Below are 15,469 nucleotides of genomic sequence, written 5' to 3' on the forward strand. Positions count from 1 at the left end.
CGCCTGCATGAAGTCGGAATCGCTAGTAATCGCAGGTCAGCATACTGCGGTGAATACGTTCCCGGGTCTTGTACACACCGCCCGTCACACCACGAGAGTTTGCAACACCCGAAGCCGGTGAGGTAACCGTAAGGAGCCAGCCGTCGAAGGTGGGGTAGATGATTGGGGTGAAGTCGTAACAAGGTAGCCGTATCGGAAGGTGCGGCTGGATCACCTCCTTTCTAAGGAAAACGTCCCTTACGGGACATGCCCATCGTTCAGTTTTGAGAGCTCGTCTCTCAGTCTCGTAAGAGACACTCGCACCTTGAAAACTGAAGACATCAACAAGACATCAAACTTTTAATTAACCATGTCATTTAAGACGTGTGTTCTTAGAATACCAACGCTAGATCAAGGTATGAAGGGCGTACGGTGGATGCCTTGGCACTAGGAGCCGATGAAGGACGCGACGAACAGCGATATGCTTCGGGGAGCAGTAAGTATGCTTTGATCCGAAGATTTCCGAATGGGGGAACCCACCATCCGTAATGGGATGGGACATGTTACATGAATACATAGTGTAACGTGAGGCAGACCCGGGGAACTGAAACATCTAAGTACCCGGAGGAAGAGAAAGCAAATGCGATTCCCTGAGTAGCGGCGAGCGAAACGGGAACAGCCCAAACCGGAGAGCATGCTCTTCGGGGTTGTAGGACACTCTATACGGAGTCAAAAAGGAAGACAGTAGGTGAAGGACCTGGAAAGGTCGGCCGAAGAAGGTGACAGCCCTGTAGCTGAAACTGTTTTCCCTCCAGAGTGGATCCTGAGTACGGCGGGACACGTGAAACCCCGTCGGAATCCGGGAGGACCATCTCCCAAGGCTAAATACTCCCTAGTGACCGATAGTGAACCAGTACCGTGAGGGAAAGGTGAAAAGCACCCCGGAAGGGGAGTGAAATAGATCCTGAAACCGTATGCCTACAAGTAGTCAGAGCCCGTTAACGGGTGATGGCGTGCCTTTTGTAGAATGAACCGGCGAGTTACGATAACGCGCGAGGTTAAGCCGATGAGGCGGAGCCGTAGCGAAAGCGAGTCTGAACAGGGCGTTCAGTGCGTTGTCGTAGACCCGAAACCAGGTGATCTACCCATGTCCAGGATGAAGGTCAGGTAACACTGACTGGAGGTCCGAACCCACGCACGTTGAAAAGTGCGGGGATGAGGTGTGGGTAGCGGTGAAATGCCAATCGAACCTGGAGATAGCTGGTTCTCCCCGAAATAGCTTTAGGGCTAGCCTCGAGGTTGAGAGTTCTGGAGGTAGAGCACTGATTGGACTAGGGGCCCCCACAGGGTTACCGAATTCAGTTAAACTCCGAATGCCAGCAACTTATACTCGGGAGTCAGACTGCGAGTGATAAGATCCGTAGTCAAGAGGGAAACAGCCCAGACCGCCAGCTAAGGTCCCAAAGTGTATGTTAAGTGGAAAAGGATGTGGCGCTGCCTAGACAGCTAGGATGTTGGCTTAGAAGCAGCCACCATTCAAAGAGTGCGTAATAGCTCACTAGTCGAGTGGCGCCGCGCCGAAAATGTAACGGGGCTAAACATACCACCGAAGCTGCGGATTCCGTAAGGAATGGTAGGGGAGCGTTCCAAACCGCTGTGAAGCTGTACCGGAAGGAGCAGTGGAGCGTTTGGAAGTGAGAATGCCGGTGTGAGTAGCGAAAAGAGGGGTGAGAATCCCCTCCGTCGAAAGCCCAAGGTTTCCTGAGGAAGGCTCGTCCGCTCAGGGTTAGTCTGGACCTAAGCCGAGGCCGAAAGGCGTAGGCGATGGATAACAGGTTGATATTCCTGTACCGCCGATCCACCGTTTGAACAATGGGGGGACGCAGGAGGATAGTGACGCATGCGGATGGAAGTGCATGTGCAAGTTTCAAGACCGTCTGATTGGCAAATCCGTCAGGCACCAAAGTCAAGGAACGACGCGGAGTCCCGTAGGGACGTAGGTCACGATTTCACACTGCCAAGAAAAGCCTCTAGTGAGGGGGAAGGCGCCAGTACCGTAAACCGACACAGGTAGGCGAGATGAGAATTCTAAGACGCGCGGGATAACTCTCGTTAAGGAACTCGGCAAAATGGTCCCGTAACTTCGGGAGAAGGGACGCTCTACATGAGTAGAGCCGCAGTGAATAGGCCCAAACGACTGTTTAGCAAAAACACAGGTCTCTGCTAAATCGCAAGATGACGTATAGGGGCTGACGCCTGCCCGGTGCTGGAAGGTTAAGGGGATGGGTTAGCGCAAGCGAAGCTTTGAACCGAAGCCCCAGTAAACGGCGGCCGTAACTATAACGGTCCTAAGGTAGCGAAATTCCTTGTCGGGTAAGTTCCGACCCGCACGAAAGGCGTAACGATTTGGGCACTGTCTCAACGAGAGACCCGGTGAAATCATAGTACCTGTGAAGATGCAGGTTACCCGCGACAGGACGGAAAGACCCCATGGAGCTTTACTACAGCCTGATATTGAGGCTTTGTGCATGATGTACAGGATAGGCGGGAGACGTCGAGCCCGGAGCGCCAGCTTCGGAGGAGTCACCCTTGGGATACCGCCCTTCATGCATAGAGTCTCTAACTCGCAGCCGTGATCCGGCTGGAGGACCGTGTCAGGCGGGTAGTTTGACTGGGGCGGTCGCCTCCTAAACAGTAACGGAGGCGCCCAAAGGTTCCCTCAGAATGGTTGGAAATCATTCGTAGAGCGCAAAGGCAGAAGGGAGCTTGACTGCGAGACCTACAAGTCGAGCAGGGACGAAAGTCGGGCTTAGTGATCCGGTGGTTCCGCATGGAAGGGCCATCGCTCAACGGATAAAAGCTACCCTGGGGATAACAGGCTGATCTCCCCCAAGAGTCCACATCGACGGGGAGGTTTGGCACCTCGATGTCGGCTCATCGCATCCTGGGGCTGGAGTAGGTCCCAAGGGTTGGGCTGTTCGCCCATTAAAGCGGTACGCGAGCTGGGTTCAGAACGTCGTGAGACAGTTCGGTCCCTATCCGTCGTGGGCGCAGGAAATTTGAGGAGAGCTGTCCTTAGTACGAGAGGACCGGGATGGACGCACCGCTGGTGTACCAGTTGTTCCGCCAGGAGCATCGCTGGGTAGCTACGTGCGGACGGGATAAATGCTGAAAGCATCTAAGCATGAAGCCCCCTCCAAGATGAGATTTCCCTTTGAGTAATCAAGAAAGACCCCTCAGAGACGATGAGGTAGATAGGTCACGGGTGGAAGCATGGCGACATGTGGAGCTGAGTGATACTAATCGGTCGAGGCCTTGTTCTAGCAGATGCATTGTTGATGACTTCAGTTTTGAGGGCGCGAGCCCGATCGTCTGGTGACGATAGCCAAGTGGTCACACCCGTTCCCATGCCGAACACGGAAGTTAAGCACTTGAACGCCGAAAGTAGTTGGGGGCTTCCCCCTGTGAGGATAGGACGTTGCCAGGCAAACGGTGGTTCTGGAGCATACGCTCAAGGGCCGCCGCTTTTTTGTGTCTTTTTGTAGAAAGACATGTATCCATTTTAATGAAGGGACTGAACAGGGATATGGCGAAAAAAACGAAACTACGCGTAGCCGTCGAAGAGAACGAGACGATTGGTGCCTGTTTGGATCGTATCGATGCCATGGGATACCGCCCGACGGTCCGACGAGAAGAACCGATCTTTGGATTAGACGCTAATGGCGAACCGTATCCAATTCGTCAGCAAATCGTCTTCGATTGCAAAGTGAAAGAGAACGAATAACTGCCTAGAGCATCCTCCGAATCATGTGGAGGGTGCTTTTTTTAGTGCTTGATTCGATGTGATGCCTTTCAAGAAAATAAACTCCGAATGGACACTAGATGAAATCAGAAAAACTACTTTTAAAACCGAACGATAAATTTTCAGACAATTAAATTGTTCGCCTTTGGTTGACGCCTTGGGATGGACTTGTTAAGATGAAGTCGTGACAGGATGATTGAATATAAACACCTCGTATAATAGCAGGGATATGGCTTGCAAGTTTCTACCCAACGACCCTAAATCGTTGGACTATGGGGTATATGGATGTTCGTCGATATTTCTTTGGCGTACCTTTTTATACCCTAAGCCACCCTTTTAGCCGTGGTTTGGGCTTTTTTTATGCACAAAGGAGGAAACAGCGATGGGAAATGCAGAAGTCGGCGTCATCATGGGAAGTCAATCGGATTGGGAAACGATGAAACATACATGTGATGTGTTGGAGCAACTTGAGATTCCTTACGAAAAGAAAGTCGTTTCCGCACACCGGACACCGGATCTAATGTTTCGTTATGCTGAATCAGCACGTGAACGAGGACTGAAGGTCATCATTGCCGGTGCAGGCGGTGCTGCTCATCTACCGGGCATGGTAGCCGCTAAAACGACATTACCCGTCGTCGGTGTTCCTGTGAAAAGTAGAGCGCTCCAAGGAATTGATTCCTTGCTCTCGATCGTTCAAATGCCAGGTGGTGTACCGGTCGCAACGGTTGCCATCGGAGAAGCAGGCGCAAAAAACGCCGGATTGCTAGCTGCTCAAATTCTTTCGATTCAAGATGAACGACTTGCCCGCAAGCTCGATCATATGCGAGTCGAACTAGAAGGAGACGTCATTGCATCTGGAGGAAACTTGCTATGAAACGAATCGGGATATTAGGCGGCGGTCAACTTGGTCGAATGATGGCTTTGTCGGCGCGTGAGATGGGCTTTGAGATTTTGACACTCGACCCAACGGACAACGCACCGTGTGCGCAAGTGGCGGATCAACATATCCAAGCTCCCTTCACGGATGTCGAGGCAGCCAAACAGCTCGCAGCTGAATCAGATGTCGTCACCTACGAATTCGAGAACATCTCAACGGAAGTCGCTGAAGCGATTGGAACGAAACTGATTCACGGAACCGATCTTCTTTTTCAAACGCAACATCGGGTACGGGAAAAAGAGATGATTGAACGCATTGGACACTCTGTCGCTCCGTACTATCCGGTGACGCATCCTTCTGACTTAGAGGAAGCAAAACAGCGACTCGGGTTACCGTTCGTCTTGAAGACAGCACGATTCGGCTATGACGGAAAAGGACAGACCGTCATCCGGACGGAAGAACAGTTCCAAGCGGCAATCGAACGATTCGAACCGACAGAGTATGTTGCGGAGCAGTGGTTACCGTTTGATCAGGAAATTTCCGTCATCGTCACTCGAAGCGCAACAGAAACACGTGTCTTCCCAGTCAGTGAGAACATTCACCAAGAGAACATTTTGCATCTATCGATTGTACCGGCACGCATTTCTGAATCGCTCGAACAAGAAGCAATTGCGCTCGCTCAATCGATCGCGGATGCCGTCGGGCTGATCGGTACACTAGCCATCGAGTTGTTCGTCGTTGGTTCTCGACTAATCGTCAATGAACTAGCACCCCGACCACACAATTCGGGTCACTATTCGATTGATGCTTGCGAAACATCCCAATTCGAGCAACATATCCGTGCCATCAGTGGTCTCCCACTCGGTGATACCCGTCTGACGACACCGGTCGTCATGGCGAACATCCTGGGTCAGCATGTCACAGCATTATACGAGGAACTACCGAGACTAAACGCTCGGACGAAAGTTCACTTATATGGAAAAGCAGAAGCCAAGACAGGACGCAAGATGGGCCATTTGAACATTCTTGCGGATACGGTCGACGATGCTTTGGCAGAAGTCGAACGCCTGTCGATATGGAAGGAGACAGTTCAATGATCGAACGGTATACACGTCCTGAGATGAAAGCGATCTGGACCGAACAAAACAAATTCGAGGCTTGGTTAAAAGTCGAGATCCTTGCGTGTGAAGCATGGAGTGAACTAGGAGTCATCCCGAAAGAGGACGTCCAGTTGCTTTGGGACAATGCCTCATTTGATGTCAACCGGATCCTTGAAATCGAGCAAGAGACACGTCATGATGTCATCGCCTTCACGCGTGCCGTCTCTGAGACACTCGGAGAAGAACGCAAGTGGGTCCATTACGGACTCACGTCAACGGACGTCGTCGATACAGCACTCTCGTATCTGTTGAAGCAAGCAAATGACATTCTTTCTGCAGATCTCGATCGATTCATCGATATCTTAAAAGTCAAAGCGAACGAACATAAATATACGGTCATGATGGGACGCACACATGGCGTACATGCAGAACCGACGACGTTCGGTCTGAAACTAGCGCTTTGGTATGAAGAGATGAAACGAAACAAAGTCCGTTTCGAAGCAGCACGTGAGACGGTCGAATATGGCAAGATGTCAGGTGCCGTCGGGACATTCGCGAACATCGACCCATTCATTGAAAAGTATGTCTGCGAAAAGTTAGGGACAAAGCCCGCTCCGGTCTCAACGCAAACGTTACAACGTGATCGTCATGCACACTATATGTCGACGCTTGCTCTGATCGCGACATCGATCGAAAAGATGGCAACGGAAATCCGGGGTCTGCAAAAGACGGAAACACGTGAAGTCGAAGAATTCTTCGCTAAAGGTCAAAAAGGATCATCGGCGATGCCGCACAAGCGGAATCCAATCGGTTCAGAGAACATGACAGGTCTTGCCCGAGTCATCCGTGGACACATGGTGACGGCGTACGAGAACGTCTCACTCTGGCACGAACGGGATATCTCTCATTCTTCGGCAGAACGCATTATTCTTCCGGATGCGACAGGACTGCTCAACTATATGTTGAACCGTTTCGGAAACATCGTGAAGAACTTGACGGTCTTCCCGGAAAACATGAAGCGGAACATGGACCGGACGTTCGGGGTCATCTTCTCTGGACATGTCTTACTCGCTTTAATCGAAAAAGGCTGGTCACGTGAAGCCGCCTATGATTTCGTTCAACCGCGTGCGATGCAGGCGTGGGAAGAACAAATCATGTTCCGTGACTTATTGTGGCAAGAAGAAGAGATTCAACAGCTTTTCACAGAAGAAGAGCTTGATGCGTGTTTCGATCCGACGTACCATACGAGTCGCGTCGATGAAATCTTTGAACGGTGTGGCTTGAACTAATCAACCTGAGACGGGGCACGTGCCCCGTCTACATCTTAGGATCATGGGGGACGAAAGCGATGCAACCACTTTATGAAGGAAAAGCAAAACGATTGTACACGACGCAGGAGCAGGATGTGCTCCGGATCGTCTATAAAGACGAAGCCACGGCATTCAACGGCGAGAAAAAAGAAGTCTTTGCTGGAAAAGGCGAATTAAACAACCGATTGACGAGTCATTTCTTTGAAATCCTCGAACAAGCGGGCATTCCGACACATTTCATTGAACGTGTCTCGGAGCGCGAACAGCTCGTACGTCGTGTCACCATCATCCCACTCGAAGTCGTCGTCCGAAACGTCGTCGCGGGGAGCTTGAGTAAACGGCTCGGTATCGAAGAGGGTACGGTGCTCGAAACACCAATCGTTGAGTTCTACTATAAAGATGATACGTTAGGCGATCCACTCGTCACCTCATCACACATTAATTTACTGAAGATTGCGACTTCTGAAGAGTTAAAAGAGTTGTCGGATAAAGCACTTCGCGTGAATGAAATCTTGCAACCTTACTTCCGTCAAAACGGAATCACGTTGATTGATTTTAAATTGGAATACGGCAAGACGGCAGATGGAACGATTCTACTGGCTGATGAGATCTCACCTGATACATGCCGCCTGTGGGATCAGGAAACTGGAGAACATCTCGATAAAGATGTCTTCCGACGCAATATCGGTTCACTGACAGAGACTTACCAAACACTATTCAATCGCCTAGGGGGAAACACACAATGAAAAAAGTCATCGTATCGATCGCATTACGGGAAAGCATTTTAGATCCACAAGGAGTTGCTGTAAAAGGCGGATTGCAACAGCTTGGTTTTACGGGTGTCGAGAGTGTCCGAATCGGAAAACAGATTGAACTGCTCGTTGAAACGGAAACGACAGAAGCGATGATTCATGAGATGTGTCAAAAACTACTCGTCAACACAGTGATGGAAGATTACCAGATTACGATCGAAGAGGTGACGCCAGCATGAAGTTCGCGGTCATCGTCTTTCCGGGATCGAACTGTGATTTAGATATGTACCATGCGGTCAAGGATGCTCTCGGAGAAGAAGCGGAATACGTCTTCCATACCGAAACATCACTTGAAGGCTACGACGGCGTCCTACTGCCGGGCGGATTCTCCTACGGAGATTACCTTCGTTGCGGCGCGATCGCGCGCTTCTCACCGATCATGGAAGAAGTCAAACGTTTTGCGGCAGAAGGGAAAACGGTCCTCGGGGTCTGTAACGGATTCCAGATCCTTGTCGAAGCGGAACTCTTGCCAGGTGTCTTGCACCGCAACAACGGCTTGAAGTTCATGTGCCGGACGGTTGAACTGAAGGTTGAAAATACGAAGACACGATTTACATCGGATTATCTGCCAGGCGAGACGATCTCGATTCCGATCGCGCACGGCGAAGGAAATTACTACTGCGATGATGCGACTTACGCGATGCTGCAAACGAACGGACAAATCGCCTTCACGTATGTCGATAATCCGAACGGCTCACGCGGTGATATCGCCGGGATCACGAACAAAGCCGGCAACGTTCTCGGGATGATGCCACACCCGGAACGAGCGGTCGAACTCTTGACCGGCGGAACAGATGGACTAAAACTCTTTACTTCACTCGTCAAACAGGGGGCACACCATGCTAAAACAACAGTCTGAACCAACACCAGAATTGATTCAAGAGCAACGCGTCTATGCCACGATGGGCTTGAGTGATACGGAATACCAGATGGTCGTCGATTTACTCGGACGCCAACCGAACTATACGGAAACAGGATTGTTCTCGGTCATGTGGTCCGAGCATTGTTCATACAAGACATCTAAACCCGTCCTCCGTCAATTCCCGACGACTGGACCACGTGTCTTACAAGGACCAGGGGAAGGGGCAGGTGTCGTTGATATCGGGGATGAGCAGGCAGTCGTCTTTAAGATTGAAAGCCACAATCATCCATCCGCTGTTGAACCGTACCAAGGGGCTGCGACAGGCGTCGGCGGAATCATTCGTGACATCTTCTCGATGGGCGCACGACCAGTTGCGCTCATGAACTCGCTCCGTTTCGGTCATCTCGGTACACCACGTGTCAATCAACTGTTTGAACAAGTCGTTGCAGGGATCGCGGGGTATGGCAACTGTGTCGGGATTCCAACGATCGGTGGCGAAATCGGATTTGATCGTTCGTATGAAGGCAATCCACTCGTCAATGCGATGTGTATCGGTTTGATCAACCATGCCGATATTCAAAAAGGTCAGGCAAAAGGTGTCGGGAACTCAGTCATGTACGTCGGTGCAGCGACTGGGCGCGATGGTATTCATGGTGCGACGTTCGCCTCGGAGGATCTCGGAGAAGATACGGAAGCAAAACGTCCAGCTGTTCAAGTCGGCGATCCGTTCATGGAGAAGCTATTGATTGAAGCTTGTCTTGAGATCGTTGGTCATCCAGCACTCGTCGGGATGCAGGACATGGGTGCTGCCGGACTGACATCGTCTTCAGCAGAGATGGCTTCAAAAGCCGGTATGGGCATCGAGATGCACCTCGATGACGTCCCGCAACGAGAAACAGGGATGACTGCCTACGAAATGATGCTCTCGGAATCACAAGAGCGGATGTTACTCGTCGTCAAGCGTGGTCGCGAAGCAGAGATCGAAGCGATCGTCAGCAAATGGGGCCTCCATGCCGTTCACGTCGGAGAAGTCATTGAAGAGAAAGTCTTACGGTTGATTCATCATGGAGATATTGTGGCAGAAGTTCCGGTTGATGCGTTAGCAGAAGAAGCACCAGTTTACGAAAAACCATCTCGCGTTCCTTCGTATTATGAAGAATTCCAAGCGATGGAAGAGACGCTTCCAGTCGTCGAAGATGTCGTTGAGACATGGCGGGCGTTACTCCGTCAGCCGACGATCGCTTCAAAACGCTGGGTCTACGATCAGTACGATCATATGGTCCAGACATCGACCGTCGTCGCACCAGGATCAGACGCAGCCGTCATTCGTGTCCGCGGCACGAACAAAGCGCTCGCGATGACGACCGACTGTAACAGCCGTTTCGTCTACTTGGATCCATACGTCGGTGGACAGATCGCGGTTGCGGAAGCAGCACGTAATATCGTCGCGAGTGGGGCGACACCACTCGCCATCACGGATTGTCTGAACTTCGGAAATCCGGATAAACCAGAAGGCTTCTGGCAGTTGCAGCAAGCAACAGCCGGTATGGCTGAAGCATGTCGTGTCCTTGAGACACCTGTCATCGGAGGAAACGTCTCACTCTACAATGAGTCAGCCGGTCAAGCGGTTCATCCGACACCGGTCGTCGGAATGGTCGGATTACACGAGCGAACCGAATGGATCACAACGCAACACGTCAAACAAGCAGGTGACAAGATCTATCTATTAGGAGAAACAACAGCCGAGTTTGGTGGTAGTGAGCTTCAATATATGCAATTCGGTAAATCATTCGGTCGCGCACCACAGATTGATTTAGCCGTCGAACACGCACGCTTACAAGTGTTACAGCAGGCAGTACAAGCAGGTGAAGTCAATGCGATGCATGATGTATCAGAAGGTGGTCTTGCCATCGCTCTCGCTGAGATGACGTTTGGAACGAATCTCGGGTTGACAGTTCAGTTCAACGGACCAACGTTACATCTGTTCAGTGAATCGCAATCACGCTTCATCGTCACTGTGCCACAAGCGCACGTCACAGCATTCGAACAACGGACTGGTGCTCAAGCGATCGGTGTCGTCACGAACGATGAGCTTCTTGTCATCGAAACGGCAGAGACACGGATCGAAGCAGACCGTTCGACCTTACAGGGAGACTGGGAAGGAGCAATCGCGTGTTATATGACATCAAAGGACTAAATGAGGAGTGTGGCGTCTTCGGGATTTTCGGACAACCGAATGCAGCGCAACTCGCTTACTACGGCTTGCATAGTTTGCAACACCGGGGACAGGAAGGGGCAGGCATCGTCACGAGTGACGGCGACGACCTCTTCCCGCACCGCGGGCAAGGACTGGTGACGGAAGTCTTTTCGGAAGAGATACTGACGAATCTTAAAGGACATCATGCGATCGGACACGTCCGGTATTCGACAGCAGGTGGAAACACACTTGAGAATACCCAACCGCTGCATTTCAAGTCGCGGACGGGAGATCTCGCTCTCGCACACAACGGGAACCTCGTCAACGCGGATTCACTGAAGCATCTACTCGAAGCAGAAGGTGCAATCTTTCAGACGACGAGCGATACGGAAGTCGTCGCCCATCTCGTCAAACGCAGTAAGCTCGATACACTTGAAGACCGGATTGCCGACAGTCTCGCGCGTCTTGTCGGGGCATTTGCCTTCCTCTTTTTAACGGAAGATACGTTATTCGTGGCGGTTGATCCACACGGACTGCGTCCACTGTCACTCGGGAAGACACCGGACGGCGGCATCGTATTTGCGTCAGAGACATGTGCCTTTGATATCGTCGGTGCAGAGTTCATTCGTGATATCGAGCCGGGGGAGCTCGTGACGATCACAGAACACGGCATGTCGTCTCGTCAATACATGGAACCACGTGAACGAGCGATGTGTTCGATGGAATACATCTACTTCTCACGTCCGGATTCAATCATTGATGGCGTCAACGTCCATACAGCCCGCAAAGCACTTGGGAAAAAGATGTATGAAGAAGCACCGGTCGAAGCAGACGTCGTTACAGGGGTACCGGATTCAAGTATTTCGGCAGCGATCGGTTACGCGGAAGCGAGTGGGATTCCATATGAAATGGGATTGATCAAGAACCGGTATGTCGGACGGACGTTCATCCAGCCGTCACAAGAGTTACGGGAACGTGGGGTCAAAATGAAGTTGTCCGCGCTACGCGGCGTTGTACAAGGAAAGCGTGTCATCATGGTCGATGATTCGATCGTCCGGGGAACGACGAGTCGCCGGATCGTCGGTTTATTACGTGAAGCGGGTGCGACGGAAGTTCATGTCCGCATCACGGCACCACCGATTACGAATCCATGTTATTACGGGATTGATACATCGTCAAAAGACGAGTTGATCTCTGCCCGGTTGATGCCGGAAGAAATCCGTCAAGAAATCGGTGCTGATTCACTTGAATTCCTAACTGTACCGGGTATGGTCGATGCAATCGACCGCCCGTTCGATGGACCATTAAAAGGACAATGTACCGCTTGCTTCACAGGAGAGTATCCGACACCGCTCGGTTCGCTCGAGTTAGAAGCTAAACTTTGATAGATGGGGGAAGAACATGAGCAAACATTACGAAGCAGCAGGTGTGAGTCTGACAGCAGGATATGAGTCAGTCACCCGAATGAAAAAACACGTCGCCCGTTCGATGCGCAAAGAAGTATTGACGGGACTCGGTAGCTTTGGTGCGATGTTCGACCTCAGCCAATTGCAGTTGAAAGAACCAGTCCTCGTCAGTGGGACAGACGGTGTCGGTACGAAGCTCAAGCTCGCTTTCGCACTGGAACAACACGATACGATCGGAATCGACTGTGTCGCGATGTGTGTGAACGATATCATCGTCCAAGGCGCGGAACCACTTTATTTCCTTGATTATATCGCGCTCGGTCAGGCGATTCCGGCGAAGATCGAACGGATCGTCGCAGGTGTCGCAGAAGGTTGCGTCCAGGCGGGGTGTACGTTAATCGGCGGCGAGACAGCGGAAATGCCAGGGATGTATGCGGACGGCGAATATGATATCGCCGGGTTCGCCGTCGGTGCCGTCGAGAAACAAAAATTGATCACAGGTGATAACGTCGCAGCAGGAGATGTCATTCTCGGTCTCGCTTCGTCTGGCGTCCATTCGAACGGGTTCTCACTCGTCCGTAAAATCGTCGCCGACAGTGGACTCCGCTACGAAGATGAAGTCATGATGCTTGGTCATACGCTCGGAAATGCGCTCCTCATGCCAACACGAATCTACGTCGAAGCGGTCAAAGCAGCCCTTGAGACGGAAAAGATCCAAGCGATGGTCCATATTACGGGTGGTGGTTTCTACGAGAACGTACCACGTGTCTTACCGGAAGGGCTTGGCGCATCGTTCGACCCGAAAAAGTGGCCGACGTTACCAGTCTTCGACTGGCTCGAGCAAGCGGGTGATTTGCCACGACATGACATGTACAACGTCTTCAACATGGGGATCGGTTTCATGTTGATCGTCAAACCAGAAGATGTCGCGGAAGTGACAGCACGCCTCGCTCGTGAAAATGAGACGGCGTACGTGATTGGTCAGGTGACCGATCAAGAAGGTGTCCGGATTCAAGGAGTCGACGCATGAAGATCGCCTGTTTTGCATCTGGTAGCGGTAGTAATGTCGAAGCACTTTTTGAAGCAATCGAGGCAGGAGCGTTACATGCCTCGATCGAACTGATCGTCTGCGATCAACCGGACGCAGCAGTCATCGAGCGGGCAAAACGACGCGGATGTGACGTCTTCGTCTTTCGGGCGAAGGACTATCCGGATAAACCGAGCTTTGAGCGGGAGATCATTGCCCGTCTTGAAGCGAAGGGTGTCGAACGGATCATCCTTGCCGGCTACATGCGATTGATCGGGGAAGAGTTGCTCGGACGATACGCAGGGCGGATCGTCAACATCCACCCGTCGCTACTTCCGGCCTTCCCGGGAAAAGATGCGATCGGACAAGCATTTCGTGGCGGAGTTAAAATCACAGGTGTTACAATTCATATAGTCGATGAAGGCATGGACACAGGACCGATCATGGCTCAAGAAGCCGTCCGGATTACAGAAGAGATGACGCGTGAAACGTTGCAACAAGCGATTCAGCGTGTCGAACATAGACTGTATCCGCAAGTCATCGAAGAGTGGATGAAAGAGGAGGCAAACGTATGAGAGCGTTAATTAGTGTGTCGGATAAAACAGGGATCGTCGAATTAGGACGAGCGTTTCATGAAGCAGGGATCGAGCTTGTCTCGACAGGCGGAACACATCAAGCATTAGAGGAAGCCGGGCTTCCGGTCATTGGTATCAGTGAAGTCACACAATTCCCAGAGATGCTCGATGGACGTGTCAAGACACTTCATCCGATGGTCCACGGTGGACTACTTGGTCGTCGTGATCTTGAATCCCATCGCGAACAGATGGCTGCGCAACAGATTCAACCGATTGATTTCGTCGTCGTCAACTTGTATCCGTTCAAGCAGACAGTTTTACAAGAAGACGTTGCGTATGCGGATGCGATTGAGAACATCGATATCGGTGGTCCAAGCATGTTGCGATCTGCAGCGAAGAACCACGCGGCTGTGACGGTCGTCGTCGATCCAGCTGATTACGAAACAGTCGTTGCTGAGGTTCGTGAAGGTGGAACAACGTTTGAGACACGCCAACGTCTTGCAGCGAAAGCTTTCCGTCATACAGCGGCGTACGATGCGTTGATCGCGGATTATTTCTTGACACAAACAGGCGAGAAGTTCCCGGACCAGTTGACGATCACGCTTGAGAAAGTCCAGGATCTCCGTTACGGAGAAAATCCACACCAAGAAGCAGCCTTTTATAAAACACCGATTTACCGTGGGGCTTCCCTCGCTTCAGCGAAACAGTTACACGGTAAAGAGTTGTCGTATAACAACATTCAAGATGCGAACGCCGCACTCGAAATTCTCGACGAGTTTCGTGAAGCAGCAGCCGTCGTCGTCAAACACATGAACCCATGTGGTGTTGCCGTCGGTCCAACGATCGGAGAGGCATTCCGCCGCGCTCATGCAGCCGATCCGGTTTCAATTTTCGGAGGCATCGTCGCCTTGAACCGTGAAGTCGACCTAGAGACAGCAGAACAACTAAGCGGTATCTTCCTTGAGATCATCATCGCCCCGTCCTTCACAGAAGACGCATTCGCCTTGTTGTCAGCGAAAAAGAACATCCGTCTGCTTGAACTCGACGTCAAACGTGTCCAAGCGATCCGCTATACAGCAGTTGCCGGCGGTATGCTCGTCCAAGACAGTGACGATGAGACATTAGATGATGCAGCAGCACGTGTCGTGACAGACCGCAAACCGACAGCAGCGGAATGGGAAGACTTGAAACTCGCATGGCGCGCTGTCAAACACGTCAAGTCGAATGCGATCGTTCTTGCAAAAGACGAAGTAACCGTCGGTGTCGGTGCAGGACAGATGAACCGTGTTGGTTCAGCGAACATTGCAATCACGCAAGCTGGAGAAAAAGCGATCGGCGCGTCCCTTGCTTCCGATGCCTTCTTCCCAATGGGTGATACGGTCGAAGCGGCAGCAGCAGCTGGCATTACAGCAATCATTCAACCAGGCGGCTCGATTCGCGATCAAGAGTCGATTGATGCGTGTAACCAACACGGCATCACGATGGTCTTTACGAACGTTCGACATTTCAAACACTAAGCGGA

At 51.5% G+C, this 15,469-nt stretch carries 12 protein-coding genes, 3 rRNA genes and 1 riboswitch (1 of these 16 only partly in view); all 15 genes read left to right on the forward strand.

What is annotated here, in order from left to right; translation table 11 throughout:
• A 16S ribosomal RNA gene (locus tag MKY22_RS02535) occupies positions 1–221 on the forward strand; it begins 1,341 nt to the left of the window's first position.
• 167 nt (positions 222–388) lie between these two features.
• Positions 389–3,302 (forward strand): 23S ribosomal RNA (locus MKY22_RS02540).
• Between the two features lie 48 nt (positions 3,303–3,350).
• Positions 3,351–3,466 (forward strand): 5S ribosomal RNA (rrf, locus tag MKY22_RS02545).
• Together the 16S, 23S and 5S rRNA genes form the textbook arrangement of a ribosomal RNA operon.
• A 99-nt stretch (positions 3,467–3,565) precedes the next feature.
• Positions 3,566–3,763 (forward strand): NETI motif-containing protein, encoded by a 198-nt coding sequence (locus MKY22_RS02550; protein ID WP_023467064.1) that lies wholly within the window; start codon positions 3,566–3,568, stop codon positions 3,761–3,763.
• Positions 3,764–3,972: 209 nt separating this feature from the next.
• Positions 3,973–4,074: riboswitch (purine riboswitch) on the forward strand.
• An 89-nt stretch (positions 4,075–4,163) separates the two neighbouring features.
• Positions 4,164–4,655, forward strand: coding sequence for a 5-(carboxyamino)imidazole ribonucleotide mutase (gene purE, locus MKY22_RS02555; RefSeq protein ID WP_050678980.1), 492 nt, complete (start codon positions 4,164–4,166; stop codon positions 4,653–4,655).
• The gene (purK, locus tag MKY22_RS02560; protein WP_341086401.1) at positions 4,652–5,755 is read left to right on the forward strand and encodes a 5-(carboxyamino)imidazole ribonucleotide synthase; all 1,104 of its coding nucleotides are present in this window, start codon (positions 4,652–4,654) and stop codon (positions 5,753–5,755) included. Before purE ends, purK begins: the two co-directional genes overlap by 4 nt.
• Positions 5,752–7,047, forward strand: a complete 1,296-nt coding sequence (gene purB / locus MKY22_RS02565) for an adenylosuccinate lyase (RefSeq protein ID WP_341086404.1) — start codon at positions 5,752–5,754, stop codon at positions 7,045–7,047. Before purK ends, purB begins: the two co-directional genes overlap by 4 nt.
• Positions 7,048–7,106: 59 nt before the next feature.
• Complete coding sequence (purC, locus tag MKY22_RS02570) at positions 7,107–7,814, forward strand: phosphoribosylaminoimidazolesuccinocarboxamide synthase (protein ID WP_341086407.1); 708 nt, start codon at positions 7,107–7,109, stop codon at positions 7,812–7,814.
• Positions 7,811–8,059, forward strand: coding sequence for a phosphoribosylformylglycinamidine synthase subunit PurS (gene purS, locus MKY22_RS02575; RefSeq protein WP_023467069.1), 249 nt, complete (start codon positions 7,811–7,813; stop codon positions 8,057–8,059). The genes purC and purS overlap by 4 nt, the downstream gene beginning before the upstream one ends.
• Complete coding sequence (purQ, locus tag MKY22_RS02580) at positions 8,056–8,739, forward strand: phosphoribosylformylglycinamidine synthase subunit PurQ (RefSeq protein ID WP_341086411.1); 684 nt, start codon at positions 8,056–8,058, stop codon at positions 8,737–8,739. The genes purS and purQ overlap by 4 nt, the downstream gene beginning before the upstream one ends.
• The gene (gene purL, locus MKY22_RS02585; protein ID WP_341086413.1) at positions 8,720–10,939 is read left to right on the forward strand and encodes a phosphoribosylformylglycinamidine synthase subunit PurL; all 2,220 of its coding nucleotides are present in this window, start codon (positions 8,720–8,722) and stop codon (positions 10,937–10,939) included. The genes purQ and purL overlap by 20 nt, the downstream gene beginning before the upstream one ends.
• Complete coding sequence (gene purF / locus MKY22_RS02590) at positions 10,915–12,324, forward strand: amidophosphoribosyltransferase (protein ID WP_290780202.1); 1,410 nt, start codon at positions 10,915–10,917, stop codon at positions 12,322–12,324. The genes purL and purF overlap by 25 nt, the downstream gene beginning before the upstream one ends.
• A gap of 16 nt (positions 12,325–12,340) precedes the next feature.
• Positions 12,341–13,375, forward strand: coding sequence for a phosphoribosylformylglycinamidine cyclo-ligase (purM, locus tag MKY22_RS02595; RefSeq protein WP_029340745.1), 1,035 nt, complete (start codon positions 12,341–12,343; stop codon positions 13,373–13,375).
• The gene (purN, locus tag MKY22_RS02600; RefSeq protein ID WP_290780203.1) at positions 13,372–13,947 is read left to right on the forward strand and encodes a phosphoribosylglycinamide formyltransferase; all 576 of its coding nucleotides are present in this window, start codon (positions 13,372–13,374) and stop codon (positions 13,945–13,947) included. Before purM ends, purN begins: the two co-directional genes overlap by 4 nt.
• Positions 13,944–15,464, forward strand: a complete 1,521-nt coding sequence (gene purH, locus MKY22_RS02605; protein WP_341086418.1) for a bifunctional phosphoribosylaminoimidazolecarboxamide formyltransferase/IMP cyclohydrolase — start codon at positions 13,944–13,946, stop codon at positions 15,462–15,464. The genes purN and purH overlap by 4 nt, the downstream gene beginning before the upstream one ends.
• Positions 15,465–15,469 lie beyond the last annotated feature (5 nt).

The sequence above is a fragment of the Exiguobacterium sp. FSL W8-0210 genome (assembly GCF_038006045.1).
Classification (GTDB): Bacteria; Bacillota; Bacilli; order Exiguobacteriales; family Exiguobacteriaceae; genus Exiguobacterium_A.

Coding starts and splice junctions, on each gene's coding strand:
- purS (WP_023467069.1), top strand. CDS start 7,811: ATGAAAAAAGTCATCGTATCGATCGCATTACGGGAAAGCATTTTAGAT.
- purK (WP_341086401.1), top strand. CDS start 4,652: ATGAAACGAATCGGGATATTAGGCGGCGGTCAACTTGGTCGAATGATG.
- purL (WP_341086413.1), top strand. CDS start 8,720: ATGCTAAAACAACAGTCTGAACCAACACCAGAATTGATTCAAGAGCAA.
- purQ (WP_341086411.1), top strand. CDS start 8,056: ATGAAGTTCGCGGTCATCGTCTTTCCGGGATCGAACTGTGATTTAGAT.
- purB (WP_341086404.1), top strand. CDS start 5,752: ATGATCGAACGGTATACACGTCCTGAGATGAAAGCGATCTGGACCGAA.
- purC (WP_341086407.1), top strand. CDS start 7,107: ATGCAACCACTTTATGAAGGAAAAGCAAAACGATTGTACACGACGCAG.
- purM (WP_029340745.1), top strand. CDS start 12,341: ATGAGCAAACATTACGAAGCAGCAGGTGTGAGTCTGACAGCAGGATAT.
- purN (WP_290780203.1), top strand. CDS start 13,372: ATGAAGATCGCCTGTTTTGCATCTGGTAGCGGTAGTAATGTCGAAGCA.
- purE (WP_050678980.1), top strand. CDS start 4,164: ATGGGAAATGCAGAAGTCGGCGTCATCATGGGAAGTCAATCGGATTGG.
- purH (WP_341086418.1), top strand. CDS start 13,944: ATGAGAGCGTTAATTAGTGTGTCGGATAAAACAGGGATCGTCGAATTA.
- MKY22_RS02550 (WP_023467064.1), top strand. CDS start 3,566: ATGGCGAAAAAAACGAAACTACGCGTAGCCGTCGAAGAGAACGAGACG.